Origin of the sequence: Bradyrhizobium sp. 192 (assembly GCF_023100965.1) — a bacterium.
GTDB lineage: Bacteria > Pseudomonadota > Alphaproteobacteria > Rhizobiales > Xanthobacteraceae > Bradyrhizobium > Bradyrhizobium symbiodeficiens.
Genome location: NZ_CP064690.1, coordinates 3,087,059 through 3,112,346, shown reverse-complemented (window position 1 = coordinate 3,112,346; position 25,288 = coordinate 3,087,059). Strand labels below are relative to the sequence as shown.

At 64.4% G+C, this 25,288-nt stretch carries 29 protein-coding genes; 15 read left to right on the top strand and 14 right to left on the bottom strand.

The features are described from left to right. Window positions 1–58 precede the first annotated feature (58 nt). A complete protein-coding gene (locus tag IVB24_RS14180) occupies window positions 59–586 on the top strand; it encodes a DUF3124 domain-containing protein (protein WP_247773285.1) in 528 nt (175 codons plus the stop codon). A gap of 50 nt (window positions 587–636) precedes the next feature. Next, on the top strand, window positions 637–1,869 hold the full coding sequence (locus IVB24_RS14175) for a PLP-dependent aminotransferase family protein (protein WP_247773284.1): 1,233 nt from the start codon (window positions 637–639) through the stop codon (window positions 1,867–1,869). Window positions 1,870–1,877: 8 nt separating this feature from the next. On the opposite strand, the gene hpaD is transcribed toward IVB24_RS14175, so the two are convergent. Continuing rightward, a complete protein-coding gene (hpaD, locus tag IVB24_RS14170) occupies window positions 1,878–2,732 on the bottom strand; it encodes a 3,4-dihydroxyphenylacetate 2,3-dioxygenase (RefSeq protein ID WP_247773282.1) in 855 nt (284 codons plus the stop codon). Window positions 2,733–2,750: 18 nt separating this feature from the next. Further along, the gene (locus IVB24_RS14165; protein ID WP_140477675.1) at window positions 2,751–3,023 is read right to left on the bottom strand and encodes a helix-turn-helix domain-containing protein; all 273 of its coding nucleotides are present in this window, start codon (window positions 3,021–3,023) and stop codon (window positions 2,751–2,753) included. A 156-nt stretch (window positions 3,024–3,179) separates the two neighbouring features. On the opposite strand from IVB24_RS14165, the gene IVB24_RS14160 reads away from it, so the two are divergent. Then, entirely contained in the window at window positions 3,180–3,632 is a 453-nt protein-coding gene (locus IVB24_RS14160) for a hypothetical protein (protein ID WP_247773281.1), read from the top strand. Window positions 3,633–3,727: 95 nt separating this feature from the next. Further along, window positions 3,728–3,958, top strand: coding sequence for a hypothetical protein (locus IVB24_RS14155; protein ID WP_247773280.1), 231 nt, complete (start codon window positions 3,728–3,730; stop codon window positions 3,956–3,958). Between the two features lie 208 nt (window positions 3,959–4,166). Here the strand turns inward: IVB24_RS14155 and IVB24_RS14150 are convergent, their stop codons facing one another. From IVB24_RS14150 to IVB24_RS14130, 5 genes are all read right to left on the bottom strand, one after another. After that, a complete protein-coding gene (locus IVB24_RS14150; RefSeq protein WP_247773278.1) occupies window positions 4,167–4,985 on the bottom strand; it encodes an aldo/keto reductase in 819 nt (272 codons plus the stop codon). A gap of 259 nt (window positions 4,986–5,244) precedes the next feature. Then, the gene (locus IVB24_RS14145) at window positions 5,245–6,819 is read right to left on the bottom strand and encodes an alkaline phosphatase D family protein (RefSeq protein ID WP_247773277.1); all 1,575 of its coding nucleotides are present in this window, start codon (window positions 6,817–6,819) and stop codon (window positions 5,245–5,247) included. A gap of 182 nt (window positions 6,820–7,001) precedes the next feature. Next, window positions 7,002–7,415, bottom strand: coding sequence for a hypothetical protein (locus IVB24_RS14140; protein ID WP_247773275.1), 414 nt, complete (start codon window positions 7,413–7,415; stop codon window positions 7,002–7,004). Window positions 7,416–7,523: 108 nt separating this feature from the next. Further along, window positions 7,524–8,525 carry a nitronate monooxygenase family protein gene (locus tag IVB24_RS14135; RefSeq protein ID WP_247773273.1) on the bottom strand — a complete coding sequence of 334 codons (1,002 nt, stop codon included), beginning with the start codon at window positions 8,523–8,525 and terminating at the stop codon, window positions 7,524–7,526. A 179-nt stretch (window positions 8,526–8,704) separates the two neighbouring features. Next, entirely contained in the window at window positions 8,705–9,442 is a 738-nt protein-coding gene (locus IVB24_RS14130; protein WP_140477671.1) for an SDR family oxidoreductase, read from the bottom strand. Between the two features lie 164 nt (window positions 9,443–9,606). On the opposite strand from IVB24_RS14130, the gene IVB24_RS14125 reads away from it, so the two are divergent. Continuing rightward, window positions 9,607–10,071: a helix-turn-helix domain-containing protein gene (locus tag IVB24_RS14125; protein ID WP_094975531.1), complete on the top strand. Its 465-nt coding sequence runs from the start codon at window positions 9,607–9,609 to the stop codon at window positions 10,069–10,071. 133 nt (window positions 10,072–10,204) lie between these two features. Here IVB24_RS14125 and IVB24_RS14120 read toward each other — a convergent pair whose 3' ends face one another. Next, window positions 10,205–10,363, bottom strand: a complete 159-nt coding sequence (locus IVB24_RS14120) for a hypothetical protein (RefSeq protein ID WP_162848630.1) — start codon at window positions 10,361–10,363, stop codon at window positions 10,205–10,207. 20 nt (window positions 10,364–10,383) lie between these two features. Then, a complete protein-coding gene (locus tag IVB24_RS14115; RefSeq protein ID WP_140477669.1) occupies window positions 10,384–10,758 on the bottom strand; it encodes a PRC-barrel domain-containing protein in 375 nt (124 codons plus the stop codon). A 142-nt stretch (window positions 10,759–10,900) separates the two neighbouring features. Between IVB24_RS14115 and IVB24_RS14110 the strand changes: the two genes are divergently transcribed. From IVB24_RS14110 to IVB24_RS14080, 7 genes are all read left to right on the top strand, one after another. Next, window positions 10,901–12,697, top strand: a complete 1,797-nt coding sequence (locus IVB24_RS14110; RefSeq protein WP_247773272.1) for a thiamine pyrophosphate-requiring protein — start codon at window positions 10,901–10,903, stop codon at window positions 12,695–12,697. Between the two features lie 9 nt (window positions 12,698–12,706). Continuing rightward, window positions 12,707–12,934, top strand: coding sequence for a hypothetical protein (locus IVB24_RS14105; RefSeq protein ID WP_247773271.1), 228 nt, complete (start codon window positions 12,707–12,709; stop codon window positions 12,932–12,934). Window positions 12,935–13,022: 88 nt separating this feature from the next. Then, window positions 13,023–13,574, top strand: coding sequence for a DUF4142 domain-containing protein (locus IVB24_RS14100; protein WP_247773270.1), 552 nt, complete (start codon window positions 13,023–13,025; stop codon window positions 13,572–13,574). Window positions 13,575–13,773: 199 nt separating this feature from the next. Continuing rightward, window positions 13,774–14,664: an SDR family oxidoreductase gene (locus IVB24_RS14095; RefSeq protein ID WP_247773269.1), complete on the top strand. Its 891-nt coding sequence runs from the start codon at window positions 13,774–13,776 to the stop codon at window positions 14,662–14,664. Window positions 14,665–14,765: 101 nt separating this feature from the next. Beyond that, window positions 14,766–15,344 (top strand): phosphatase PAP2 family protein, encoded by a 579-nt coding sequence (locus IVB24_RS14090; protein ID WP_247773268.1) that lies wholly within the window; start codon window positions 14,766–14,768, stop codon window positions 15,342–15,344. After that, window positions 15,341–15,688 (top strand): DUF3147 family protein, encoded by a 348-nt coding sequence (locus tag IVB24_RS14085; protein WP_247773266.1) that lies wholly within the window; start codon window positions 15,341–15,343, stop codon window positions 15,686–15,688. The genes IVB24_RS14090 and IVB24_RS14085 overlap by 4 nt, the downstream gene beginning before the upstream one ends. Then, window positions 15,688–16,173: a hypothetical protein gene (locus IVB24_RS14080; protein ID WP_247773264.1), complete on the top strand. Its 486-nt coding sequence runs from the start codon at window positions 15,688–15,690 to the stop codon at window positions 16,171–16,173. The genes IVB24_RS14085 and IVB24_RS14080 overlap by 1 nt, the downstream gene beginning before the upstream one ends. Before the next feature lie 151 nt (window positions 16,174–16,324). Here IVB24_RS14080 and IVB24_RS14075 read toward each other — a convergent pair whose 3' ends face one another. After that, the gene (locus IVB24_RS14075) at window positions 16,325–16,483 is read right to left on the bottom strand and encodes a hypothetical protein (RefSeq protein ID WP_247773262.1); all 159 of its coding nucleotides are present in this window, start codon (window positions 16,481–16,483) and stop codon (window positions 16,325–16,327) included. Between the two features lie 172 nt (window positions 16,484–16,655). Between IVB24_RS14075 and IVB24_RS14070 the strand changes: the two genes are divergently transcribed. Beyond that, on the top strand, window positions 16,656–16,904 hold the full coding sequence (locus IVB24_RS14070; RefSeq protein WP_094975537.1) for a hypothetical protein: 249 nt from the start codon (window positions 16,656–16,658) through the stop codon (window positions 16,902–16,904). Window positions 16,905–17,058: 154 nt separating this feature from the next. On the opposite strand, the gene IVB24_RS14065 is transcribed toward IVB24_RS14070, so the two are convergent. The 3 genes from IVB24_RS14065 to IVB24_RS14060 all read right to left on the bottom strand — a co-directional run bounded on the left by IVB24_RS14065 (window position 17,059) and on the right by IVB24_RS14060 (window position 17,810). Then, entirely contained in the window at window positions 17,059–17,295 is a 237-nt protein-coding gene (locus tag IVB24_RS14065) for a hypothetical protein (protein ID WP_094975538.1), read from the bottom strand. A gap of 70 nt (window positions 17,296–17,365) precedes the next feature. Continuing rightward, window positions 17,366–17,497, bottom strand: coding sequence for a hypothetical protein (locus tag IVB24_RS40055; protein ID WP_256471597.1), 132 nt, complete (start codon window positions 17,495–17,497; stop codon window positions 17,366–17,368). Window positions 17,498–17,615: 118 nt separating this feature from the next. Next, the gene (locus IVB24_RS14060; protein ID WP_094975857.1) at window positions 17,616–17,810 is read right to left on the bottom strand and encodes a hypothetical protein; all 195 of its coding nucleotides are present in this window, start codon (window positions 17,808–17,810) and stop codon (window positions 17,616–17,618) included. Window positions 17,811–17,903: 93 nt separating this feature from the next. On the opposite strand from IVB24_RS14060, the gene IVB24_RS14055 reads away from it, so the two are divergent. After that, the gene (locus tag IVB24_RS14055) at window positions 17,904–18,416 is read left to right on the top strand and encodes a DUF4142 domain-containing protein (RefSeq protein WP_247773260.1); all 513 of its coding nucleotides are present in this window, start codon (window positions 17,904–17,906) and stop codon (window positions 18,414–18,416) included. Window positions 18,417–18,422: 6 nt separating this feature from the next. Here IVB24_RS14055 and IVB24_RS14050 read toward each other — a convergent pair whose 3' ends face one another. After that, on the bottom strand, window positions 18,423–18,716 hold the full coding sequence (locus IVB24_RS14050) for a hypothetical protein (RefSeq protein ID WP_247773259.1): 294 nt from the start codon (window positions 18,714–18,716) through the stop codon (window positions 18,423–18,425). Window positions 18,717–18,987: 271 nt separating this feature from the next. Here IVB24_RS14050 and IVB24_RS14045 point away from each other — a divergent pair, with 271 nt between their 5' ends. Continuing rightward, the gene (locus IVB24_RS14045) at window positions 18,988–25,284 is read left to right on the top strand and encodes a HAMP domain-containing protein (RefSeq protein WP_247773258.1); all 6,297 of its coding nucleotides are present in this window, start codon (window positions 18,988–18,990) and stop codon (window positions 25,282–25,284) included. Window positions 25,285–25,288: the final 4 nt, after the last annotated feature.

Sequence of the window (25,288 nt, the reverse complement as noted above, 5' to 3'; positions counted from 1 at the left end):
GTCCGTTTTGCCGCACCCTAGAGACAGGTTGCGGCGCGGCAACCGAGCAATTCGTCACATGCGCAAAGGGCTGTTCGCAGCAATGCTGCTATGCCCCCTCGCCTCCGCCGCGCCCGCCGCCGCACAATCCAAGGTCAATATCGAACAGAACTTTGCCGATTCCCTCACCGCGCTGCCGAAGGAGGAACTCGCCGTCTCCGGTGGATTCTACGTGCCTGCCTATTCCAGCGTCGCCATGAGCCAGGGCAAGCTGCGCGTCGACTTCTCGGTGACCTTGAGTGTTCACAACGCCTCCGAGACGCAAGCACTGGTGATCAGACGCATCGCCTATTTCGACACCGCAGGCAAGCAGGTCGAGAGCTATCTGAAGGCGCCGGTGGCCTTGAGGCCGCTGGCCACCGTCTCGATCTTCATTCCGACCGATGACGTGCGCGGCGGGACCGGGGCCAATTTCCTGGTCGACTGGGCCGCGACAGGCGAGATCGCCGAGCCCGCGATCGAGGCCCTGATGGTTGGCGGCGTCGCCAACGCGCATTACGCTTTCATCAGCCAGGGCCGTCCGACCAGGACGGCCGGCAAAAAGTAAGGCCGGCGCAACGCCGGCCGCTCAACAAGAACAAAACGAGGAACGCTCCCATGACGTCCAGCTTCGATTTCGCACCCCTGTTTCCGGCAGGGCTGCCGGCCCCTTCTGCGCGCTGGACGGGCCTTGCCAAGTACAGTTTCGTGGGCGGCAACAATGATTCCGAGCAACTGCCGCTCGAGGGGCTGATCGAGGCGACCAACCTCGCGCTGCAACGCGAAGGCCGCTCACTCGCCACCTACGGACTGGCGCATGGGCCGCAGGGCTACCTGCCGCTACGCGAATTCCTGGTGACGAAACTCAAGCGCGATGCCGGCATCACGTGTACCGTCGACGATCTCATGATCGTGTCCGGCTCGCTCCAGGCGCTCGACCTCGTCAACGCGACGCTGCTGACGCGCGGCGACACCGTGATCTTCGAGCAGGACAGCTATCAGGGCTCGCTGACCCGCCTGGCGCGGCTCGGCGTCAACGTCGTCGGCGTCCCCCTCGACGAGGACGGCATGCGCATGGACGCGCTGGCCGCCACGCTGGCTGACCTGAAGAGCCGCGGCATCCGTCCGAAATACATCTACACCATCCCGACGGTACAGAATCCGACCGGCAGCATCATGCCCGAGAGCCGCCGCGCGGAGCTGGTACGGCTCGCGACCGAGTATGGCGTGCCGATCTTCGAGGACGACTGCTATGCCGACCTGGTCTGGTCGGGGCAGCGGCCGCGCGCGATCCATGCGATGAGCCCGAATGGCGGCGTGATCCATATCGGCTCGTTCTCCAAATCGATCGCGCCGGCGCTGCGCGTCGGCTTCATCGTGGCGCCATGGGAGGTGATGTCGCGGATGCTGGCGCTGAAGACGGATGCCGGCTCCGGCGCGCTGGAGCAGATGGTGCTCGCCGCCTATTGCAAGCCGCATTTCGCGAGCCATGTGCCGGCCCTGACCAAGGCGCTGCGCATCAAGCTCGACACGCTGATGGAGGCGCTGAACGAGCAGTTCGGCACCGCCGCCGAGTTCGAGGAGCCCAAGGGCGGCATCTTCCTGTGGGTGAAGCTGCCCGATCAGGTCGATACGCTGAAGCTGTATCAGGCCGCGCTCGCCGCCGGCGTCTCGATCAATCCGGGACCGGAATGGTCGACCGACAAGAGCCATTCCAGCTCGCGCCTCAGGCTGTGCTTTGCAAGCCCGACGCATCAGCAAATCCGCGAGGGCGTCGCCGTGCTGGCCGAGGTCTGCCGCAAGGAATTCGGCGTGCCGGCCCGCAGCGCCAATGTGGAGAAACGGGCCTGAGGCCGCCCTCACGCCTCGACGTGAAACTCCACGTTGACCTGGCCGCTGCCGGACGAAGGAAAATATTCGCAAAGCTGCTCGGCGGCGCCGCTGTAATCATACCAGCCGAGCGCGGCGAACAGCATGATCGTGTCGGCCATGCCGCCTTCGCCGTTGCACTTGGTGGCGTAGTCCGGAAGCATGTCGAGGAATTCGCGATAGCGGCGGCTCTGCCACAGCTCGAGCACGCGCAGGTCGACCTGACGGTTGAACTCGCTGGCGACCGACGTCCAGGCCTCGGGGCCTAGCTTCTTGTTCGGCCAGAGCCGATGCGAGAGCGAACCGCTGGCGAGGATCGCGACCCGTTCATCGGAGTCATCGATGGCGCGTCGGACCGCTTCACCGAGAATCCGGCTCTCCTCGAATGAGGTGAAGAGCGGCGAGGCGACCGAGACGACCTTCGCGAAACCGTCCGGGTTCATGTACTGCATCGGCACGATGGTGCCGTATTCGAGCCCGAGGCTGGCCACCTGATGGGCGATCACGTTCAGGCCGGCGTCCCCGGCCCTGGCAGCGATGGCTGCGGCCAGGGGCGTATCACCCGGCAAATCGTAGCGCAGATCCTGAATCATTTGCGGCGCCTCATGGCTTGTGAACGAGCCGCGATGCCGCGCATTGGCATTGATGTGGTAGCCGAAATTGGAGAGCCAGTGGGTGTCGAACACCACGAAGCAGGTGACGCCGCGCTGTTTCGCCCGCCGACCGAGCTCGCGCAAAGACTTGACCGCCGGCTCGCGCGCGTTGCGTAGGGGGTTGCCGGGCTGCTCCGACAGCATCAACGATGGAACGTGGGTGACCTTGGCCGCGAGTACGAGCTGCCCCATGGCGGTCACCTCGAAGCGTCAGGCCGCCTGTGGCTGGCTGCCGTGGATCGCGGAGGCCAGCCGCAGCAAAAGGACGATCGAGACGTTGCCCTTGCCGGCCTCGATCTGGGCGATATAGCGCTCGGAAATCCCGGAACGGCGGGCCAGTTCGCGGCGCGACAGGTCGCAGCGCATGCGCGAGGATTTCAAGCGATCGCCCAGCTCGGTCAGAAACGCGGTCTCGGAATAAGGCGGCACGGCACAGCTCCCCGGCAGCACTTCGCCCGCAAAATCCATGACTTGATTCAGCATTGGTCTATCCAGGTTCGCCTTCGGGACCGCCATCCTACCCCGGAAAAGACCGGCCTCATTGACGCGGATCAAATTCGCGAGCGATCGGCGACGGCCATGGACGGAGGCGGGCGGGATGCTACATTGGAAGTCTTCGAGGCGGGGTTCTTTCAGGACATGACGCGTTGTTTGGGCCGCTGGATCGCGGCTGCGATGCTGTGGGCGGCGATCACCTCCACGGCAGGTGCCGGGACACTGACCGCGACGGTCGAGCAATGGGGCCTGCTCGGCTCATGGGCTGTCGACTGCGCGACCCGGCCCGACCGCGACAAGGGCGCGCTTCTGACTTACGAAATCCGGAAAGACGGAAGGGTGATGTACCGGCGCGATTTCGGCGAGGCCAAGGACGAGAACGAAGTGGTGTCGGCCACGGTCGGCACCGAGGGCCTGCTCAATGTGATGGTGTACTTCCCCTCGCTGCATCAGACGCGAGAGTTCGGGCTGCTGCTGGCCAAGGACGGCAGCCTCCGCGCGATCTACAATCGCAGCGAGCGCGGCGAGTACACGATCAGGGACGGCAAATACGTGGCCACCGGCGCGCCGACGCCCGCACAGCGACGCTGCGATTAACCACCTAAACAAGCGTTCAGAATTCTCCCGTGGTTCCTCCGGAACGTTCACCCAAATGCGCGGTTTAGATGTGCATTCAATTGGAGGAGGACATCATGAAGAAGCTTGGTTATGTCGTTGCGGCCCTGGGTGCTCTCGCGATCGCGGCGCCGACGCTGGCAAGCGCGGAGACCGTGGTCATCAAGCGTGGCGGCTATCACCATCATCACGCCCCGTACGGCGCTCGCGCCGAATTCCGCGGCCACCGCGACCATGGCTGGCATCGTGGGCACAATCGCAACAGGGTCGTGGTGATCAAGCGCAGCCATCGCCACCACTGGGATTAACGCAAAGCGCAATTGGAAATGGCCCCTCACGGGGCCATTTTCTTTGCGCGGACTTGCAGAGTGGGAAAATCGACTTGTCCGCCTTGCTCGAAGAGCGACGGCGGAAGCGTGCCCACCGTTTCCATAGTAATTGAGGAGAGTTGGTGGGCACGGCGCAAGTGCGCCTTTGCCCGTCCCAAGATTTCTGCCATGCCCGTTTGAAACGAAGCTAGTCCCAAGCCGGAGCAAAGCCCGGATTCACGCAGCGCCTATCCTTCGGCAGCGCGGCGATTTTTGCGCGATCAGCCTCGTCGAGCGTGATCTTCAGCGCGTCGAGATTGGACTGCTGGCTCTCCCGGCGCGAGGCCTTCGGAATCGCGGCGACGCCGGGCTGGTCGAGCAGCCATTTCAGCGCCACCTGCGCGGCGGTCGCGTTGTGCTTGACTCCGATTTCAGCCAGCACCGGTTCCGAGGCAACGCGCCCTTGCGCAAGCGGGCAATAGGCCACCAGCGGGATCGACTTCGCGGCGAGATAGGCCAGCACCTTCGATTGATCGAGCATGGCGTGATATTCGATCTGGTTGCAGGCGATCGGCGCCCTGATGTCCTCGACCGCGATCTTGAGCAGCGCGGTGGTGAAATTGGCAACGCCAATCGCCCGCGTGCGCCCCTCCTGCTTAATCTTCATCAGGGTCTCGAACACCGCCCCCCAGTTGGCAGCCTTCGACGGCCAGTGCACCAGGTAGAGATCGACATGATCGAGCCTGAGCTTGTTCAGGCTGGCATCGAAGGCGCGGCGGATTGCGTCGGGACTGAGGTTCTCATGCCAGACCTTGGTCGTGACATGCAGCTCGCTGCGCGGCAGGTGAGCCGCGGCAAGGGCAGCGCCGATCGATTCTTCGTTGGCATACATCTCGGCGGTGTCGATGTGGCGATAGCCGATCGACAGCGCGCTCTCGACCGCGGCGCGGCAGGCATCGCCCTGCATGCGAAAGGTGCCGAGGCCGAGCTTGGGCAGGCTGATGCCCTGTGTCTTCAGATTGTCCATGAACAGGCTCCTGACATATTGCATCCCGCCGGTCGCGCGGCGAGGCCGCGGGGAACAGACTCTTTGGGGGCGGAAAAGAGGTGGCGGGAGCGGCAAGTATAACGAGCGAGGCGGGTGGCGGCCAATCAAGATCGGGTTAGGTGTTCCCTCGCCGTCATGCCCGGGCTTGTCCTGGGCATCCACGTTCTTCGTGCCGGAAACCAAGTCGTGGATGGCCGGGTCAAGCCCGACCATGATGACGGAGAGAACCGGCCGTCCCTCACGAATGCTGCGCCACCACGGCCGAGCGCGCTTGCGGCTGCGGCACGATGTCGACCGACCAGAGGTCGCGATCGTCCACATCCTTCAAAGTCACGGTCATCACGCCGCTGGCGCCGTCGATGTCGACACGGCCGAAGAACTGCAGTCCGAAACACGGCGCCAAATTCTCGCCCTGCGCCGCGCTGCAGCCGTTCTGGTACATCGCGACCGGACCGAAGGTATCGTCGAGCTCGCCCGGGCCCCAGGTGCCGGCGTGCAGCGGGCCGGAGACGAACTCCCAGAACGGCTCGAAGTCCTGAAACTGCGCCTTGCCGGGATCGTAACAATGCGCGGCGGTGTAGTGCATGTCGGCGGTGAGCCAGACGATATTGCGCACGCCGGCACGCTTGATGGAGGCCAGAAGGTCGGCAATCTCGTGCTCGCGCCGGTCGGGCGGCCCATCGCCGAGCGCTACGGCGTCCAGGCTGATCAGGCCGATCGGCAGGTCGGCGGCGATCACCTTCCAGGTCGCGCGCGAAGCGGCCAGCTCCCGCTTCAGCCAGGCGAGCTGCTCGGCGCCCAAAATCCAGCCGCGGTGATCGCCGCCCTTGTTCCAGCTGTCGTCACGATAGCTGCGCATGTCGATCATGAAGACGTCGAGCAGCGGGCCGTAGGCGATCTTGCGATAGACCCGGCCTTGCCGCGCGCCGATGTCGCGGATCGGCATGAAGTCGAAGAAGGCACGGCGGGCGCGTGCGACCAGGCGCGGGGTGCCGTCGTCCTCATAACCGGCCTCGTCATGGCTGCCGGTAGGCGACCAGTCGTTGGTGACCTCGTGGTCGTCCCATTGCGCGAGCATCGGCACCTCGGCGTGGAAGGCGCGAAAATTCTCGTCGAGATGGTTGTATTTGTAATTGCCGCGAAACTGCGCCAGCGTGTGAGCAACCTCGGACTTTTCCTCGGTCACGAGGTTGCGCCAAATCTCGCCGTTCGGCAGCTTCTGCTCGGATGGGACCGTGCAATCGGCGTAGATGTGATCGCCTGAGTGGATGAAGAAATCCGGGTGGTTGTCGAGCATGGTGCGATAGCTGCGATAACCGCCGCGCGCGACGTCGATGCCCCAGCCCTGCCCCGCGACATCGCCGGACCACAGGAACGAGATCGATTGGCGAGCGGCCGGCGCGGTGCGGAAATGGCCGACGCGGCTTTCGCCGGCAATGCCGGTCGCGATGTCGTCGAAGCGCACGCGGTAGAAGATATCCTGGCCGGACGGCAGATCGTCGAGCTGGAGCTTTGCGGTGCAATCGGCGTCGGGCAGAGCATCGCGCGAAGCTGCCGAGATAATGGTCTTGAAACTCTCGACGGTCGAGCATTCCACCTGCATTCGCGCGGGACGATCGGCGCGCGCCCAGATCACGGCGGAGTCGCCGGAGACATCGCCGGATTGAATACCGCCTGCGATCCGCGGCCGGTCGGCTGCGCGGCAGAGATGTGGCGCGGCGAGCGTGCCGAACGAGGCGACGGCGAGGCTGGAGGTGGAGCGGACCAGGAATTGCCGCCGGGTCCATGCGCGCGAAGCGCGGAGCGTTGCCATTCAGGAAACCTTCGTCGAATCGCGACGGAAGGTGCCTGCGCTCCTTGACTCCCAGCTTACGGTTTCTTGACCCCGCGCCTACGGTTTTGCGACGCGGAGATGACGGGGGAGATGAGGCGCGGCGACGGCCTGCTCCCTCACCCCGCTTGCGGGGAGAGGCGAACGATCATCAGCAGAATGCCTCAGCGCTTCCAGGCGCAGATGCCACCGGAGCGGCACGGCCAGGTCTGGATGCGGGTATCCATCGCCTGCGCGTCGAGCGGGTTGCCGTGGCGATGCGCGAGCTTTGCACGGGCCGCGCCGCGCGGCTGGGCGGGCCTCGCACGCGCGACCTTCGGTTCGGCTATTCGGACGCGCTCAGCAGCAACCTTCTTCGGCACGTCGACCGGCTCGGCGCGCGCCTGCGCCTCGTTGCCGCCACGCGCTTCCAGCGCAACCGGCGCGAACTGCGTCTCGGGCCCGAGCCGTTTCGGCGACAGCACGGCCTTGGAGAGATCGAGACCGAGATATTCGTTGGGCTTGTAGTCGTCAGCTCGCGCGACGCCGCCCCATGCAAGCACGAGGGCAACGGCAAAATGGACGCTCTTCAGGACCACGGACGCCTCCTGAAATTGATTTTGAAAGAGGTAATTTACCTCTATTTAGGAGGCGTCGCGCGCAATTCCAGCGGCCAAGTGCCGCCGTGGTTAACAAGTTTGGCGGTGTCAGGCGACCTTTCGCGCCGCACCCGGTCCGTCGAGGAACCCCATCAGACGGCTGCGGATGATCTGTTCCGCCTCGCTCATGATGCGATCAACGAGTTCCTTGCAGGAGGGGATGTCGTGGATCAGCCCGGCAACCATGCCGCAGCTCCAGGCGCCGGCGTCCATCTGTCCTTCCAGCATGATCCTGGGATAGACGCCCGCGACCTGGTCGTGGATGTCGTCGATCTTCAGCGTGTCGCCCTTCTCGCGCTCGATCTCGATCAGGCGATCGACATTGGCGTTCCTCAGCACGCGCTCGGTGTTGCGCAAGGAGCGCATGATCAGGCGGGTGTCGAGCTCGGTCGCAGCGACCAGCGCGTTCTTCACGTTCTGATGCACAGGCGCTTCCTTGGTGGCGATGAAGCGCGTGCCCATGTTCATGCCGGCCGCGCCCAGCGACAGCGCCGCGACGAGGCTTCGCCCGTCGGCCATGCCGCCGGACGCCACGAACGGGATCTTCAATTCCTCCGCCGCCCGCGGCAGCAGGATCATGTTCGGGATATCGTCCTCGCCGGGGTGACCGCCGCACTCGAAACCATCGACGCTGACGGCGTCGCAGCCGATCCGCTCGGCCTTGAGCGAGTGACGCACCGAGGTGCATTTGTGGATGACCTTGATGCCCGCCGCCTTCAGGGCCGGCATGTATTGTTCGGGACTGCGGCCCGCCGTCTCCACTGCCTTGATGCCACCCTCGACGATGGCGGCGATGTATTCCGGATAAGGCGGCGCCGCGAAGGTCGGCAGGAAGGTGAGGTTCACGCCGAACGGCTTGTCGGTCATGTCGCGGCAGCGCGCGATTTCCTTGGCGAGCAATTCCGGCGTCTTCTGGGTGAGGCCGGTGATGATGCCGAGCCCGCCGGCGTTGGAGACGGCAGCCGCAAGTTCGGCAAAGCCGACGAAATGCATGCCGCCCTGGATGATGGGGTGCTCGATGCCGAACAGCTCGGTGATCGCGGTCTTCACTAAAATACCTCTCGGAATTTTCCTGGCTATTGGGTTCAGTCTAGAGCCGTTTCCGTTCCGATGAAATCGGAACGGGGCTCTAGATTCTTGTTTTGACGCGTTTTCTCCCTGCGAACCGGTATCCATTTCGCTCGAAAACGCCCTAACCGGACTGCCCTAACCGGACTCTTGCGTCGCGGTCACCATTTCTCTCCGAACGGGCGGATCTCCATCTCGAAGGTCCAGGCACTCTTCGGCTGCTGGTAGAGCTGCCAATAGGCATCCGCGACCGCCGTGGGCGGCATCAGCAGATCGGGATTGTCGAGCGCATTGGGCCCGAGCGCCTCGAGCCGGCGCTGCCGCACCCATTCGGTATCGACGCCGGAATCGATGATGAGATGGGCGACGTGGATGTTCTTCGGACCGAGCTCGCGTGCCATCGCCTGCGCCACCGCACGAAGTCCGAACTTGGCGCTGGCAAAGGCGGCAAAGCCGCTGCCGCCGCGCAAGGACGCGGTCGCGCCGGTGAAGAAGATGTTGCCGCCGCCTCGCGGCAGCATCAGCCGTGCCGCTTCGCGGCCCGCAAGGAAGCCGGAATAGCAGGCCATCTCCCAGACCTTGCGAAACACGCGCTCGGTGGTGTCGAGGATCGGGAAATTGACGTTGGCGCCGACGTTGAAGATGCAGACCTCGAGCGGCGCATGCTTGTCGGCGTCGTTGAGGAAGGAGATGACCTCCTCCTCCTTCCGCGCATCGAGCGAGCGCGCGTGGATCTCGCCGCCGGCGGCCTCGATGTCTTTCACCAGCGGCGCCAGCTTGTCGCCGTTGCGGCGTCCGGCGAAAACCGTGAACCCTTCAGAGGCGAATTTCTTAGCGATTTCGGAGCCGATGAAATCGCCGGCCCCGATCACGGCGGCTGTCGCGTTTCGCTTGGGCAAGGTCGCCTCCTCCGGTGAGAGCGCTGTGTGATTGAGACGGAGGCTATCGTTCCAAAATAGAACTGTCAAACTTTCGGGCGAAATGCTAGCTTGATCTTGAAATTGTCTCGAATATTCAAGTCAGTTCCTTTTTCTGACTGACAAGGCCTAGCCGGAGACCGATCATGAAGTGGGACACGTTGGACGAAGAGCAATGCTCGCTCTCCCGCACCGTGGCCGTGGTCGGCGACCGCTGGACGCTGCTGATCCTGCGCGAATGTTTCCTGCGGGTGCGTCGGTTCGAGGGATTTCAGTCCTCATTGCAGATCACGCGGCACCTGCTCTCGGAGCGGCTGAAGAAGCTGGTCCGCTTCGGCATCCTGCGCCGCGTCCCCTATTCCGACGCGCCGAAACGCTACGAGTACATCCTCACGCAGAAGGGCCTCGACCTCTACCCGATCATCATGGCGATGGTGCATTGGGGCGACACCCACATGGGCGACGAGCGCGGGCGTCCGCTGCTGCACGAACACAAGACCTGCGGCAAGCTGTTCGATCCCGTGATGGTGTGCTCTGAATGCGGCGAGGCGTTGCACGCGAAGCAGGTGCATGTGCATGCGGGGCCGGGGCGCGCGGAGGCGGTCGCATAGGCCGCTCCAAATACAGCTCATCCCCCGGCTTGACCAGGACATCTAGTACGCTCAAAAACAGCACGCTCAAAACGAAAGCGCGGCACACTGGGTGCCGCGCTCGTCTCTGACAGCTTTCGGAAGCGTGCCTGTCTCAGTGCGTCTTCGTCTCGTGCCATTTCTCGAGATCGGGTTTGTGCTCGTCCGACCCCTGCTCCTTTTCCGGATTGCCCTCCCAGGGCTTGTCGGTCTGTCGGTGCGAACCCCAGTCGCTCTGGTGCCGGGGATCGTCGTTCGGCCGTTCCTTGCTCATTGCTTTTCTTTCCTTGAAGGTCACGCGACGGGAACGCCGTAGTAAGTGTTGATACCGCGTACCGCGGCGTCATCACCCCAGTTCCAGTCGTTTCGTTCGCCGTATTTGGGCGCGCCTTCCAGTTCCTTGGTAGTGATGCCGGTGACATAGCCGCCAAGCTCCGTGTCGTATTTCAGCGACTGCCACGGCAACGGGTAGTGGTCGTTGCCGAGGCCCAGGAATCCGCCGAAGCCGAGCACGGCGTAGGACACCCTGCCGCTGACCTTGTCAATCATCACGCGCTCGATCGAACCGATCTTGTTTCGATCGGCCCCGTAGACCGATGTTCCCTCGACCTTGTCGCTTCCGATCAGCCGGCCCATTTCGTCGCGGTCCATTTCGCCCTGATTCAGCATTGTCGTTCCTCCACTCAGCCAATGGGATTCAACCGGACAAGCGAGCGTTCGTTCCGGCACCGATGTTCCCCGATGCGGGTCAGGAACATCGCAAGGAACGAGCCGTTCTCTGAGCTTCATGCACAACCGAGAGCCACGCGCGATGTCCCAGACCGTTTCCGACTTCATCGTCCAGCGTCTGCATCAATGGGGCGTACGACATATCTTCGGCTATCCCGGCGACGGCATCAACGGCGTGTTCGGTGCGATGAACCGGGCCGAAGGCAAGGAAGGCGAGATCGGCTTCGTGCAGGCGCGGCACGAAGAGATGGCGGCGTTCATGGCAAGTGCCTATGCGAAGTTCTCAGGGGAGCTTGGCGTTTGCATCGCGACCTCCGGACCCGGCGCATCGCATCTCATCACCGGGCTCTATGATGCGCTGCTCGATCACCAGCCGGTGCTGGCGATCGTCGGCCAGCAGGCGCGCAATGCCCTCGGCGGGCACTATCAGCAGGAGATCGACCTTCTCTCGATGTTCAAGGACGTCGCCGGCGCCTACGTCATGCAGGCCTCCTCGGCTGCACAGGTGCGGCACCTGATCGACCGTGCGGTTCGGATCGCGCTGGCGCGGCGGGCCCCGACGGTGGTCATCTTGCCCAATGATTTGCAGGACGAGCCCTACGAAAGCCCGCCCCGCGCTCACGGCACGCTGCATTCCGGCATCGGTTACAGCGCCCCCAGCATCATGCCGCGCGAGGCCGATCTCGACCGCGCCGCGGAAGTGCTCAATGCCGGCAAGAAGGTTGCGATGCTGATCGGCGCCGGCGCGCTTGGCGCCACCGACGAGGTGATCGCCGTTGCCGACCGCCTGTCGGCCGGCTGCGCCAAGGCACTGCTCGGCAAGGCAGCGCTACCCGACGACCTGCCCTGGGTCACCGGCTCGATCGGCCTGCTCGGCACCGAGCCCAGCTACAACATGATGGCGGAGTGCGACACGCTGCTGATGGTCGGCTCTGCCTTCCCCTATGCCGAGTTCCTGCCGAAGGAGGGCGCCGCCCGCGGCGTGCAGATCGACATCGACGCCGGCATGATGTCGATCCGTTTTCCGATGGAGGTCGGCCTCGTCGGCGATGCCGCCGAGACGCTGCGCGCATTGTTGCCGCGGCTGAAGCCCAAGAGCGACGGCGCCTGGCGACAGGGTATTGAGGACCACGTCGCGACATGGTGGAAGACGCTCGACGACCGCGCGCATCAGCCCGCCGCGCCGGTCAATCCACAGCTCGTCGCCTGGGAGTTGTCCCCTCGCCTGCCTGACCGCGCCATCATCACCAGCGATTCCGGCTCCTGCGCCAACTGGTTCGCGCGCGACCTGAAGATTCGGCGCGGCATGATCGCCTCGCTGTCCGGCGGCCTCGCCTCGATGGGCGCCGCGGTGCCCTATGCGATCGCTGCGAAATACGCCCATCCCGACCGGCCCGTGATCGCGCTGGTCGGCGACGGCGCGATGCAGATGAACAATATGGCCGAATTGATCACCGCGGCAAAATACTGGCGCTGCTGGCGCGACCCGCGCTTCATCGTCTGCGTCTTCAACAACGAGGACCTCAACCAGGTGACCTGGGAGCAGCGCATCATCAACGGCGATCCCAAATTCGAGGCCTCGCAGCGCATTCCCAACGTCTCCTATTCCCGCTTCGCCGAGTTGATCGGCCTGCGCGGCATCTTCGTCGACAGCCCGGAGTTGCTCGGCTCGGCCTGGGAGCAGGCGCTGGGAAGCGAGATGCCCGTCGTGCTGGAGGTGAAGACCGACCCCGAAGTGCCGCCGTTGCCGCCGCATATCACGCTTCAGCAGGCCAAGAACTTCTCGCTCGCCCTTTTGAAGGGCGATCCCAACGAAGGCGGGATGATCAAGGGAGCAGCACGGCAGGTGCTCGAAACGATCCTGCCCGGAAAAGAATGAGGTGAGACCATGAGCGACTTTCGCGATATCCAGCATGGCGTCAACGATCCCGTCGATGGCTTGGACGTAAGGCGGCAGATCAACGACAGCAGGACGCCGCATGAGCGCGCGCAGCGCCATGCCGACGTGCGTGCCGACGCCACGGCCGTCCCCGCCGAGCCGTTCCTGCCCGAGCGGCTTCGGCGGCAGCCGACCGATCCCATCAATCCGCGCACGGGGCGCAATCCCACGGATTGATCGTTAGGAACCTCGCCCCCTGCGGCGTGTTGATCGGCGCAACCGTTGCGCGGCAAGGGGCTGCGCGCCCATTCGGAGGGACCGAACCATGAAACGTACCATCATCGCCCTTGCCTGCGTGCTTCTCGCAGGCCCTGCGCTCGCCCAGTCGCTCGGCGAGAAGACCGGCGTCAACTCCGCGCTCGGCGTCGCGCCGGCGACCGCCGACTTCGTCAAGGAAGTCGCCATCAGCGACATGTTTGAGATCGAGTCGAGCAAGCTCGCCCAGCAGAAGGGCAACGCGCAGGAGAAGAGCTTCGCGCAGCAGATGATCACCGACCACACCAAGACCAGCACCGAGCTCAAGAGCCTGGTCGGCGACAAGAAGGTCCAGGCGACGCTTCCGACGGCGCTCGACAGCTCGCACCAGAGCAAGCTCGACAAGCTCAAGAACGCGAACGGCAAGGACTTCAGCTCGGATTACAATTCCTATCAGGTGAGCGCGCACGAGGATGCCGTGTCGCTGTTCGAGCGCTACGCCAAGGGCGGCGACAATTCGGCGCTGAAGGACTGGGCCGGCAAGACGCTGCCGGCGCTCAAGCATCATCTCGATATGGCCAAGGAGCTCGGCAAGGCGCCGAGCGTCGGCCAGACGAAGTAACGGATTGCTGAAGGACGCCGGCGCAGCCGGCGCCCTTTGCTTAGCAACGTCGACCATCTCCGCGCATTGAGCCTCGACCATCGCGGAGAGCAAGATGTCGAAACACAGCAAATCCTCACTGTCCCGCCGGCACGTCGTCCACGCCGCGAGCGCAACGCTCGCGGCTTCGCTGGCATCCACAGCGAAAGGAGATACATCCATGGCCGAGCACAGTCTCGTCGATCCCGTCAGCCGCTATCCGAAGCCGCCGTTCAAGAAGCAATCGCAGCCCTGGCCGGGTCTTGCCGGCAAGATGGAGCCGCGACCGGACCATGGCGAGACCAGCTACAAGGGCTCCGGCCGGCTCGCCGGCCGCAAGGCACTCATCACCGGCGGAGATTCCGGCATGGGCCGCGCCGCCGCGATCGCCTATGCGCGCGAAGGCGCCGACATCGCCATCAATTATCTGCCGGCGGAAGAACCCGATGCACAGGAGGTGATCGCCCTGATCAAGAAGGAAGGCCGCACCGGACTTGCCATCCCCGGCGACCTCCAAGCCGAAGCCTTCTGCAAGCAGCTCGTCGAGCAGGCCGTGCAGGGCCTCGGCGGTCTCGACATCGTCGTCAACAACGCGGCACGGCAGCAGACCCGCGCCTCCGTCCTTGACGTCTCTTCGGAAGATTTCGATGCGACCATGAAGACCAACGTCTACGCGCCGTTCTGGATCATCAAAGCGGCGCTGCCGCATCTCAAACCCGGCTCCTGCATCATTGGCACGACTTCCGAGCAGGCCTACGATCCCTCGCCGGATCTCTATGACTATGCGCAGACCAAGGCGGCGACGATGAACTATGTGAAGGCGCTGGCCAAGCAGCTGGCGTCGAAGGGCATCCGCGTCAATGGCGTGGCGCCGGGGCCGATCTGGACGCCGCTTCAGGTCTCCGGCGGTGCCACGATGGAGAAGCTCGAAAAGTTCGGCGGCATGACGCCGCTCGGACGCCCCGGCCAGCCGGTCGAGCTCGCCTCGATCTACGTGCAGCTTGCGGCCTCCGACGCCAGCTACGCGACGGGCCAGGTGTATGGCGCCGCCGGCGGATCCGGACAGCCGTAATTTCCCGATCGTGGGCCTGATGCGACGCGGCCGGGCTCGGGAACCTTCCTTGTCTGCCGGTTTTACAAATTTGTCATGGAGAACATCTCGCCCGCGGACCAATGGCGCTCGTAACAGTCAAACCTACGCGGATCGATACCGCGATTGCGAACGAGATCGCGCACCACACCAACTCGGGCCTCGAGCACGCCGCTCGAGCGATGACCTGGGGTGCCGACGAACATGTGCTGTTCGCGCTGGCCGCGGCCGGATGGCTCTACACAAGGCTGCGGCATCCGCAGCAGCGTCCCGTTGCAGATCATATCCTGATGGTCTCGCTAGCGACCGCAGCACTGCCGCATGTTCTGAAATCCGTGTTCGATCAGACCAGGCCAGATAGGCTGACGGTCACAGGCCACTGGCGCGGCGTCCCCTTCTCCGGGCGATCCCGCGACGCATTTCCCTCCGGTCACGCCGTGCATATGGGCGCCCTCGCCTCGGCGGCCGGTCTGTTGCCGCCTGCTAGGCGCCGGGCGGCCCGCTTGCTTGCCGTGGCGCTGTCGTTGACGCGAATCGTGGTGCTGGCGCATTGGGCCAGCGACGTGGTGGCGGGCTTTACGCTCGGCGTCGCCGTCGAGCGATTGTTGAGGCCGTTCACGCTGGCGAAGCGGCGGCCCAAGGCGGCACGGAAATGGCCATGACCGAGTATGTCCTGCGCTTCATCGCCGGTGGCCTGATCGTCTCTGCCTTCTCGATCCTGGGCGACATGCTGCGGCCGAAGAGCTTTGCCGGGCTGCTCGGCGCGGCGCCGTCGGTCGCGCTGGCCACTCTCGGTATCGCCGTCGTCCAGCACGGCCCGCAATACGTCGCCGCCGAAAGCTGGACGATGATCTACGGCGCCATCGCACTCGGCTGCTATAGCATCGTCGTCTGCCACCTCCTGATGAGGTTTCATTTCACCGCGCTGCCAGCCACCATCCTGGCTTTCGCCGCATGGCTCGTCGTCGCCTTCGCTCTGCTCGCGGGTTTCGGAGGCGCTGCCTGATGCTGGTCAAGCTGTCTGCATCGGCGCTGAAACAGACGCGGTGGTACGAGTATGGCGTTCGCTTCCTGCTCGGCGGGTCGGCGACGGTCCTCGCGGGGGCCGTGAGCTCACGTTTCGGCGTCGCCGTCGGCGGGCTCTTCCTCGCCCTGCCCGCCATCTTCTGCGCCAGCGCAACGCTGATCGAAAGCCATGAACGCCGCGCCAAGGAGAAGGCCGGCCTCAGCGGACGGCGACGCGGGCAGCAGGCCGCAGCGCTCGACGCTGCCGGGGCGGGCCTCGGAAGCATCGGTCTGGCAGCGTTCGCTGCAGTTTTTTACGTCGTGGTTTCGACGACCGTGATCGGGGCATTCGTCGCCGCCATTCTGGTATGGGTGACTGTGTCGGTGTCGGCATGGTGGCTGCGGCGGAAGCTTCGCATCACCTCCCGCACCGTGCAGACCGATCGCCTCGGGCCGTCAGCGAGGGGGCGCGGGATCTTCTCGTAGCGTCGTCAGAAAACCATACATCTCGGCGGCCGTCTGAAGCTGATCGATGCGCGCGAGAACGATTTCACGCTGGCGGCCGTTCGGCAGGCCGGACAGTTCGTGTTCGAGCCGCTCCTTCTGCACCTTGAGACGTTGCTCGAATGTGTGTGGCTCAGACCGTCTTCGCATCTTCCGTCCTTGGTGGTTGTAGCCCTGGGCTGTTGGCCCAGCGCTCGACTTGCTCGATGACCTTCTGGTGGCTTGGACGCACCGGTTTGGATGCTTCCGGCTCTTCGGAAGGCTTACGGGGCAACCTGACTTCATCCGTCATGGCTTCTCTCCCTCCCGAGGAGAATGCGCCATGGCGCGAGTCGTTCAATAATAAACCATTGATTTTACAGCTATTTTCTACTCACTTGGCGACTTTCCCCTCTCTTGGGGAACTCTTGCCAAGTTGGTTTGTTGAGTAAGTGGCTCAACTCACTCAATTCGCGTGATCGACCATGAACGACCATCGCGCCGAGCGCCTTCAAGTCATGCTCTCGCCGGAAGAACTGGCAGCCGTTGACGATTTCCGGTTCAAACACCGTATGCCCACGCGGGCGGCCGCGGTCCGCGAACTGCTCAGGTTCGGGCTCGCCTCGGCGGACGTCGATGCTGCAGCCGGCGTAAAGTCGAGCAGCTTCGGTGTGTTCGGCCGCGGACCCGACGGACACACCCAGGAAGATCCCGAGAACGGCACCGGGGGCTGACCCTCAGAAGCCTCCCATAAGCGAACGGCCCCGGCACGGTGGGTGCCAGGGCCGTCCTTGGAGATTACTTCCGGCGCACCGGGGGCATGACAACCGGAAGCAATCTGTCGACTCGTCGCACGAGGATTCGTTCCTCGCGCCAGATTGAAAGCGTCTAGCCGGTCGGCGCGTCGCCGGAATCGTTCGGCGTCATCCCCGAGCCCGGCGTCTTGCTGTTGTCGTTCAGCTTGGGATCGCGCGTCGCCTCTCGCGACGGCGAGCCGCTCGAACCCGTCTTCTGCGGATCCGTGTTCGGTGTGTCAGTCGTGTGCGCGGACTGCGCCCGCTGCTTGTCGCGGGGCTGCTCCTCCGCCCGCTTGTCCTTGACGATGCCGTGGTCGGAATTAGCCATGATATGCCTGCGCCTCTCCTGATGTCTCGAAGCGCTTACGCATTGCGGCGTCGAATGTTCCGGTGCGGTGCTAGCTGTGCACCGCGTGAACCGCAGCCGATGCCTTCTCCAGATGAACCTGGCGCACCGTCGTCACCGTCGCAAACGCGACCGAGACACCAAAGGCGAGAACCAGTGAAAGAAGAGCCAGACGTGGAGCCATCACAAAATCTCCTTCTGGAAGCGAAAACCAACGCGTTCGACTATTCTTGATCATCCCCGATTGGCCGCTTGCATTCCGTGAGCGATCTCACACGCGGATCCACGAAAACGGAGAGCGCTCACGCCTCCCGCTGTTGAGCAAAACGCCTCGTGACGGGCGGAATTTCGCCATCGAGCCAGTCTTGCTCGTGAGCGAGCGCCGTCCAGGCGCTCGCCATGCGCGAATAACGCTTGTTGGCGGGTTGTCCCTCGGCGCGCTCCGCGAGCTGAAGACAATTGTCGGCGTTGTCCCTGAAGATGTCAGACTGTTTCATGCAGAAGAATTGGGGACGGAACTCCGGCATCGCAACCCGGTTGCCAGATCGTATGTTTCAGGGAACTTCGCCTCTCGTCCGGGGTTGACCGCGATGCGAATTTTTGTCGCGATCATCCTGGCATTCATCAGCACCGCGGCGCTTGCCGACAGCGCCGGTGAACAAAGGACTCGCGACCGAGCCCCGAGCGCGAGCGATGTCATCACCGGCCTCTACAATTTCAGCCGCTTCCAGCAAGGCCTACTGGAGAGCGCCGACCTCAAGGGCAACGCCGAGGTCAGGAATCTCGCCGCCTTGCGCGCCGAGGAAGCGGCCAAGCGCGACAAGGCGTTGAAGCAGATCCAGGAGGCGATCGGCGCAGAGCCGCGTGCAGGCAAGACGACGTCGGTCGGCGCGAGCCTTGTGGAGCCCGAAACCGCGGACGGACCGACTTACGTTCGAACCTTCTATGCCTCGCAGATTCCCGAATACGAATCGGCCATCGAACTTCTCGACCGCTATCTGAAAGGGCCCGACAACACCGCGCTCGCAGCATTCGCCCGCGAGCAGCTCCCGATGCTGCGCGCGCAGGTCAAGGACGCCGAGCACACCATGGCAGACAAGTAGCGACCGCTATTTGTCATTCGGATGATGCTGCTGGCTCTCCGGCCGGACCGCGCGGTTGCTCTCCGGCATCTTGTCCCGGCCCGCATCGCCATTGTCATCCTTGCCGCCCGACGATGACGTGCCGCTGCCGCTCGGGTTCGACCGGGACGACGCCCCGGTAGTCGGGGAATCCGCCTTCGGGCTGGCGGAACTCGCGGCGGGATCGCCGGTCACCGCCCCGCGGCCGCTGGGCGCTCCTTTTTGCGCCAGGGCCACCCCGGTGAACAGCGTGACGATGATCGCGCCAAGTCCTGATTTCATCTGCGTTCTCCCTCTTCGCGGGCTAACCGGGAGACTTCGGCTCCGTTCCGAAGTTGCTGGAGACGGAAGCGCGAGGAGTGCCCTGTCGTCTTTCTCGCCAAACGACATGGAACCAATTCGACGTTTCGCCGTTATTGGCATCGGGCTGAGCAAGACAGGTTCCATCTCCTCGCGCCGCTATGTTGGCGCTTGATTTCGAATTTGGCTGACGCTCTATTTCGACCAATCGCGTCTGGCCTTGGATTCGGCCGACACCTGCGGGGGAATCAGTATGAGCGACCTCGATCCCGGATCTGCATCACGGTCCGGTCGTCGCGTTCCAAAGCCAAAATCCAATGGTGTATCCGATCCGGATTCCCGGGCGGAACTGCTGCTCGCCCTGCAAGCCATGCGCAGCGGCGATTTTTCCGTCCGGATGAGCGGCGACTATCTCGGCATCGACGGCAAGATCGCCGACACTTTCAATGAAATCATCGCCGCCAACCAGCGAATGGCGCAGCAACTCGAGCTGGTCGGCCAGGTGGTCGGCCGCGAAGGCAAGACGCGCCAGCGCGTGAAGTTCGGCCTCGCCTCGGGCTCCTGGGCCGACATGGAAGGTTCCGTCAACACACTGATCGACGACCTGTTGTGGCCGACGCGCGAGGTGACGCGCGCAGTCGCCGCCGTCGCGCAAGGCGACCTGCTCCAGACCGTCAAGCTCGACGTCGACGGCCGGCCGCTCCGCGGCGAGTTCCTGCAGTCGGCGACCATCGTCAACACCATGATCAAGCAGCTCGGCGTGTTCACCTCCGAGGTGACGCGCGTGGCGCGCGAGGTCGGCACCGAAGGCAAGCTCGGCGGCCAGGCCCAGGTGCCGGAAGTGACCGGCGTCTGGAAGGACTTGACCGAGAGCGTCAACTCGATGGCGAACAACCTGACCAACCAGGTTCGCAACATCGCCGAGGTGACGATCGCGGTCGCCAACGGCGACCTCTCCAAGAAGATCACCGTCGACGTCCGCGGCGAGATCCTTCAGCTCAAGGAAGCCATCAACACGATGGTGGACCAGTTGCGCTCGTTCGCCTCGGAGGTGACGCGTGTCGCGCGCGAGGTCGGCACTGACGGCAAGCTCGGCGGCCAGGCGATCGTGCCCGGCGTCGCCGGCACCTGGAAGGACCTGACGGACTCCGTGAACGCGATGTGCGGCAACCTGACCGCACAGGTGCGTAACATCGCCAACGTCACCACCGCCGTGGCGCGCGGCGACCTCTCGCGCAAGATCACGGTGGACGTGCGCGGCGAGATCCTGGAGCTGAAGGACACCATCAACACCATGGTGGACCAGCTCAACGCCTTCGCCTCGGAGGTGACGCGCGTGGCGCGCGAGGTCGGCACCGAGGGCAAGCTCGGCGGCCAGGCCCAGGTCTCCGGCGTCGCCGGTACCTGGAAGGACCTCACCGACAACGTCAACTTCATGGCCTCGAACCTGACCGCGCAGGTCCGCAACATCGCCGACGTCGCCACCGCCATCGCAAGCGGCGACCTCTCGAAGAAAATCACGGTGAACGTCTCGGGCGAAATCCTTCAACTGAAGGAAACGCTCAACACCATGGTCGACCAGCTCAACGCGTTCGCCGGCGAAGTCACGCGCGTCGCGCGCGAGGTCGGCACCGAAGGGCGGCTCGGCGGCCAGGCCAACGTGCTCGGCGTCGCCGGCACCTGGAAGGACCTGACCGAGAGCGTCAACTCGATGGCCTCGAACCTGACGGCGCAGGTCCGCAACATCGCCGAGGTGACGACCGCGGTCGCCGGCGGCGATTTGTCGAAGAAGATCACCGTGGACGTGCGCGGCGAGATCCTGGAGCTGAAAGACACCATCAACACCATGGTGGACCAGCTCAATGCCTTCGCCGGCGAAGTCACGCGCGTAGCGCGCGAGGTCGGCACCGAAGGCAAGCTCGGCGGCCAGGCCGTCGTGCGCGGCGTCGGCGGCACCTGGAAGGACCTCACCGACAGCGTCAACTCGATGGCCTCGAACCTCACCGGTCAGGTCCGCAACATCGCCGAGGTCGCGACCGCGGTCGCCAAGGGCGATTTGTCGAAGAAGATCACGGTGAACGTGTCGGGCGAAATCCTTCAGCTGAAGGAAACGCTCAACACCATGGTCGACCAGCTCAACGCCTTCGCCGGCGAAGTCACGCGCGTCGCGCGCGAGGTCGGCACCGACGGCAAGCTCGGCGGCCAGGCCGGCGTGCCCGGCGTCGCCGGCACCTGGAAAGACCTCACCGACTCCGTGAACTCGATGGCGGGCAACCTCACCGCCCAGGTCCGCAACATCGCCGAGGTCGCAACCGCAATCGCCGGCGGAGACCTCTCGCGCAAGATTACCGTGGACGTGCGCGGCGAGATCCTGCAGCTCAAGGACACGCTCAACACGATGGTCGACCAGCTCAACCGCTTCGCGGGCGAGGTGACGCGCGTGGCGCGCGAGGTCGGAACCGAAGGCCGCCTCGGCGGACAGGCCAACGTGCCCGGCGTCGCCGGCACCTGGAAAGACCTCACCGACTCCGTGAACTCGATGGCGGGTAACCTCACCGCCCAGGTCCGCAACATCGCCGAGGTGACCACTGCGGTTGCGCGCGGTGACCTCTCCCGCAAGATCACCGTCGACGTGAAGGGCGAGATCCTCGAGCTCAAGAACACCATCAACACCATGGTCGACCAGCTCAACGCCTTCGCCGGCGAAGTCACGCGCGTCGCGCGCGAGGTCGGCACCGAAGGCAAGCTCGGCGGCCAGGCCGAGGTGCCCGGCGTCGCCGGCACGTGGAAGGACCTCACCGACAACGTCAACTTCATGGCCTCGAACCTGACCGCCCAGGTCCGCAACATCGCCGAGGTCGCGACCGCGATCGCCGGCGGCGATTTGTCGAAGAAGATCACAGTGGACGTGCGCGGCGAGATTCTGCTGCTCAAGGACACCTTGAACACCATGGTCGAGCAGCTCCGCTCCTTCGCCGCCGAAGTGACGCGCGTCGCGCGCGAGGTCGGCACCGAAGGCCGCCTCGGCGGTCAGGCCGTCGTGCCCGGCGTCGGCGGCACGTGGAAGGACCTGACCGACAACGTCAACCTTCTGGCGGCGAACCTCACCACCCAGGTCCGCAACATCGCCGAAGTGACCACGGCGGTCGCCCGCGGCGACCTCTCCCGCAAGATCACCGTCGACGTGAAGGGCGAAATCCTCGAGCTGAAGAACACCATCAACACCATGGTGGACCAGCTCAACGCCTTCGCCGGCGAAGTCACGCGCGTGGCGCGCGAGGTCGGCACCGAGGGCAAGCTCGGCGGCCAGGCCCAGGTGCCCGGCGTCGCCGGCACCTGGAAGGATCTCACCGACACCGTGAATTTCATGGCTGCGAACCTGACCGAGCAGGTGCGTGGCATCGTCAAGGTCGTGACCGCGGTCGCCAATGGCGATCTGAAGCAGAACCTCACGGTGAAATCGAAGGGTGAGGTCGCGGCGCTCGCTGACACCATCAACAACATGACCGAGACGCTAGCGACCTTCGCCGACCAGGTGACGTCGGTGGCGCGCGAGGTCGGCGTCGAAGGCCGCCTCGGAGGGCAAGCCAACGTGCCTGGTGCTGCCGGCACCTGGAAGGACCTCACCGGCAACGTCAACCTGCTCGCGGCCAACCTCACCTCGCAGGTGCGCGCGATCGCGGAAGTCGCGACCGCCGTCACCAAGGGCGATTTGACGCGATCGATCCAGGTCGATGCCCGCGGCGAAGTCGCCGAGCTGAAGGACAACATCAACACGATGATCACGAATCTCCGTCTCACGACGGACGTGAACACCGAACAGGACTGGCTGAAGACCAACCTCGCCAAATTCACCAACATGCTCCAGGGCCAGCGCGACCTGACCACCGTCGGCCGCTTGTTGCTCACCGAATTGTCGCCGCTGGTAAACGCCCATACCGGCGTGATCTACCAGGTCGAGAGCGAGGACAATCCGCAGCTGCTGCTGCTCGCCTCCTACGCCAGCGACGGCATCTATCCCTATCAGCGCGTGCTGCAGTTCGGCGACGGCCTGATCGGCCAGTGCGCGCTCGACAAGCGGCCGCGCATGGTCGCCGACATCCCGTCCGACGTGGTGCCGATCAACTCGGCGCTGTTCCGCGTCGCGCCGAAGAATCTCGTCGTGCTGCCGGTGCTGTTCGAGGGCCAGGTCAAGGCCGTGATCGAGCTCGCCTCGCTCGTCTCCTTCACGACCTCGCAGATGACGTTCCTGGAGCAGCTCACCGACTCCATCGGCATCGTGCTCAATTCGATCGAAGCGACGATGCAGACCGAAGGCCTGCTCAAGCAGTCGCAACAGCTTGCCGGCGAGCTTCAGACCCAGCAGCGCGAATTGCAGCAGACCAACGACCAGCTCGAGCAGAAGGCCCAGCAGCTCGCCGAGCGCAACGTCGAGGTCGAGCGCAAGAACCAGGAGATCGAGCAGGCCCGCCGCGCGCTGGAGGAAAAGGCGACCGAGCTTGCCCTGACCTCGAAATACAAGTCCGAATTCCTCGCCAATATGAGCCACGAGCTGCGCACGCCGCTGAACTCGATCCTGATCCTTGGACAGCAGCTCACCGACAATCCGGACGGCAACCTCTCCGCCAAGCAGGTCGAATTCGCCCGCACCATCCACGGCGCCGGCACCGACCTGCTCAATCTCATCAGCGACATCCTGGATCTGTCCAAGATCGAATCCGGCACGGTGACGGTCGACGCCGAGGAGATCCTGACGGCGAACCTGCTCGATACCGTCGGCCGGCCGTTCCGGCACGAGGCGGACAACCGCAATCTATCGTTCAAGATCGACATCGATCCGAACCTGCCGCGCAGCCTCGTCACCGATTCCAAGCGGCTGCAACAGGTTTTAAAGAACCTGCTCTCCAACGCCTTCAAGTTCACCGCCGAAGGCGAGGTACGCCTGAAGGTCACCGGCGCGGTCGGCGGCTGGGGAACGGATCACCCGGTGCTGAACTCAGCCCCGGCCGTGATCGCGTTCGAAGTGTCCGACACCGGCATCGGCATTCCCCTGGAGAAGCAGAAGCTGATCTTCGAAGCGTTCCAGCAGGCCGACGCCGGCACCAGCCGGAAATACGGCGGCACCGGCCTTGGACTTGCGATCAGCCGCGAACTCGCGAGCCTGCTGGGCGGCGAGATCCATCTGCGCAGCTTGCCGGGCAAAGGCTCGTCGTTCACGCTGTATCTGCCGCTCAAATATTCCGGCCCGACGCTCGCACCGCGTGCGGCGCCGACGCCGCAGCCACACAACCAGCCGCCGGCGCTGCAGCCGGCCGCGCCGGAGCAGCAGCGCGTCATCGAGCAGCTTCCCGACGACCGGCTCAACCTCGAGCCCGGCGACAGCATCCTGCTGATCGTCGAGGACGACCCGCATTACGCGCGCGTGCTGGTCGACCTCGCGCGCGACAAGGGATTCAAGGTTCTGGTCGCTGCCCGCGGCGCCGAGGCGCTGGAGCTTGCCAAGCAGTACCAGCCGCGTGCGGTCTCGCTCGACGTGTTCCTGCCCGACATGCTCGGCTGGACGGTGCTGAGCCAGCTCAAGCACAATCCGCTGACCCGCCATATCCCCGTGCAGGTCATCACGCTCGACGAGGACCGCCAGCATGCGCTGGCGCGTGGCGCGTTCTCCTTCGTCAACAAGCCGACGACGACTGAGGGCGTCTCGGCCGCGCTGACGCAGATCAAGGAATATGCGCGCCCCAGGCGCAAGCGGCTCCTGATCGTCGAGGACAACGAGGCCGAGCAGCTCTCGATCCGCGAATTGCTGCATCACGACGACATCGAGATCGTGACCACCGACACCGGTGCCGGCGCGCTCTCGACATTGCGCGAGGAGCCCTGCGATTGCGTGGTGCTCGACCTCAGGCTGCCCGACATGAGCGGCTTCGAGGTGCTGGACCAGATCCGCAACGACGAGGCGCTGTCGAACATCCCGGTCGTCGTCTTCACCGGCCGCGAGCTGTCGGCGGAGGAGGACGCGGAACTTCACACCATGGCGCGCAGCATCGTGGTCAAGGGCGTGGAATCGCCGGAACGCCTGCTCGACGAGACCGCGCTGTTCCTGCACCGCGTGATCACGGAACTTCCAGTCGAGAAGCAGCGCATGCTGGAGAAGCTGAACAGTTCCGACGAGGACCTGATTGGCAAGACCGCCCTGCTCGTCGACGACGATGCCCGCAATATCTTCGCGCTGTCGAGCGTGCTGGAACGGCGCGGCATGAAGGTGCTGACGGCCACGACCGGCCGTGAAGCCGTCACCCTGGTCGAATCCAATCCGGAGATCGCCATCGTGCTGATGGACATCATGATGCCGCAGATGGATGGCTACCAGACCATCGGTGTCATTCGCGAAAACCCGGCCTTCGCCCGCCTTCCGATCATCGCGCTGACCGCCAAGGCGATGAAGGGCGACCGCGAAAAGTGCCTGGAGGCCGGCGCGTCCGACTACCTCGCCAAACCCGTCAACACCGATCAATTGCTGCTTGCGATCCGCATGTGGCTGCACCGTTGAGTTT

Bases quoted from the DNA above. Each gene is read 5' to 3' on its own strand.
- IVB24_RS14105 (WP_247773271.1), top strand. From the start codon at position 12,707: ATGAGCGACTTTCGCGATATCCAGCATGGCGTCAACGATCCCGTCGAT.
- IVB24_RS14050 (WP_247773259.1), bottom strand. From the start codon at position 18,716: ATGAAATCAGGACTTGGCGCGATCATCGTCACGCTGTTCACCGGGGTG.
- IVB24_RS14175 (WP_247773284.1), top strand. From the start codon at position 637: ATGACGTCCAGCTTCGATTTCGCACCCCTGTTTCCGGCAGGGCTGCCG.
- IVB24_RS14115 (WP_140477669.1), bottom strand. From the start codon at position 10,758: ATGCTGAATCAGGGCGAAATGGACCGCGACGAAATGGGCCGGCTGATC.
- IVB24_RS14065 (WP_094975538.1), bottom strand. From the start codon at position 17,295: ATGGCTAATTCCGACCACGGCATCGTCAAGGACAAGCGGGCGGAGGAG.
- IVB24_RS14085 (WP_247773266.1), top strand. From the start codon at position 15,341: ATGACCGAGTATGTCCTGCGCTTCATCGCCGGTGGCCTGATCGTCTCT.
- IVB24_RS40055 (WP_256471597.1), bottom strand. From the start codon at position 17,497: ATGGCTCCACGTCTGGCTCTTCTTTCACTGGTTCTCGCCTTTGGTGTC.
- IVB24_RS14080 (WP_247773264.1), top strand. From the start codon at position 15,688: ATGCTGGTCAAGCTGTCTGCATCGGCGCTGAAACAGACGCGGTGGTAC.
- IVB24_RS14095 (WP_247773269.1), top strand. From the start codon at position 13,774: ATGGCCGAGCACAGTCTCGTCGATCCCGTCAGCCGCTATCCGAAGCCG.
- IVB24_RS14145 (WP_247773277.1), bottom strand. From the start codon at position 6,819: ATGGCAACGCTCCGCGCTTCGCGCGCATGGACCCGGCGGCAATTCCTG.
- IVB24_RS14070 (WP_094975537.1), top strand. From the start codon at position 16,656: ATGAACGACCATCGCGCCGAGCGCCTTCAAGTCATGCTCTCGCCGGAA.
- IVB24_RS14150 (WP_247773278.1), bottom strand. From the start codon at position 4,985: ATGGACAATCTGAAGACACAGGGCATCAGCCTGCCCAAGCTCGGCCTC.
- IVB24_RS14125 (WP_094975531.1), top strand. From the start codon at position 9,607: ATGAAGTGGGACACGTTGGACGAAGAGCAATGCTCGCTCTCCCGCACC.
- hpaD (WP_247773282.1), bottom strand. From the start codon at position 2,732: ATGGGGCAGCTCGTACTCGCGGCCAAGGTCACCCACGTTCCATCGTTG.
- IVB24_RS14100 (WP_247773270.1), top strand. From the start codon at position 13,023: ATGAAACGTACCATCATCGCCCTTGCCTGCGTGCTTCTCGCAGGCCCT.
- IVB24_RS14055 (WP_247773260.1), top strand. From the start codon at position 17,904: ATGCGAATTTTTGTCGCGATCATCCTGGCATTCATCAGCACCGCGGCG.
- IVB24_RS14060 (WP_094975857.1), bottom strand. From the start codon at position 17,810: ATGAAACAGTCTGACATCTTCAGGGACAACGCCGACAATTGTCTTCAG.
- IVB24_RS14160 (WP_247773281.1), top strand. From the start codon at position 3,180: ATGACGCGTTGTTTGGGCCGCTGGATCGCGGCTGCGATGCTGTGGGCG.
- IVB24_RS14090 (WP_247773268.1), top strand. From the start codon at position 14,766: ATGGCGCTCGTAACAGTCAAACCTACGCGGATCGATACCGCGATTGCG.
- IVB24_RS14120 (WP_162848630.1), bottom strand. From the start codon at position 10,363: ATGAGCAAGGAACGGCCGAACGACGATCCCCGGCACCAGAGCGACTGG.
- IVB24_RS14155 (WP_247773280.1), top strand. From the start codon at position 3,728: ATGAAGAAGCTTGGTTATGTCGTTGCGGCCCTGGGTGCTCTCGCGATC.
- IVB24_RS14165 (WP_140477675.1), bottom strand. From the start codon at position 3,023: ATGCTGAATCAAGTCATGGATTTTGCGGGCGAAGTGCTGCCGGGGAGC.
- IVB24_RS14180 (WP_247773285.1), top strand. From the start codon at position 59: ATGCGCAAAGGGCTGTTCGCAGCAATGCTGCTATGCCCCCTCGCCTCC.
- IVB24_RS14045 (WP_247773258.1), top strand. From the start codon at position 18,988: ATGAGCGACCTCGATCCCGGATCTGCATCACGGTCCGGTCGTCGCGTT.
- IVB24_RS14110 (WP_247773272.1), top strand. From the start codon at position 10,901: ATGTCCCAGACCGTTTCCGACTTCATCGTCCAGCGTCTGCATCAATGG.
- IVB24_RS14075 (WP_247773262.1), bottom strand. From the start codon at position 16,483: ATGACGGATGAAGTCAGGTTGCCCCGTAAGCCTTCCGAAGAGCCGGAA.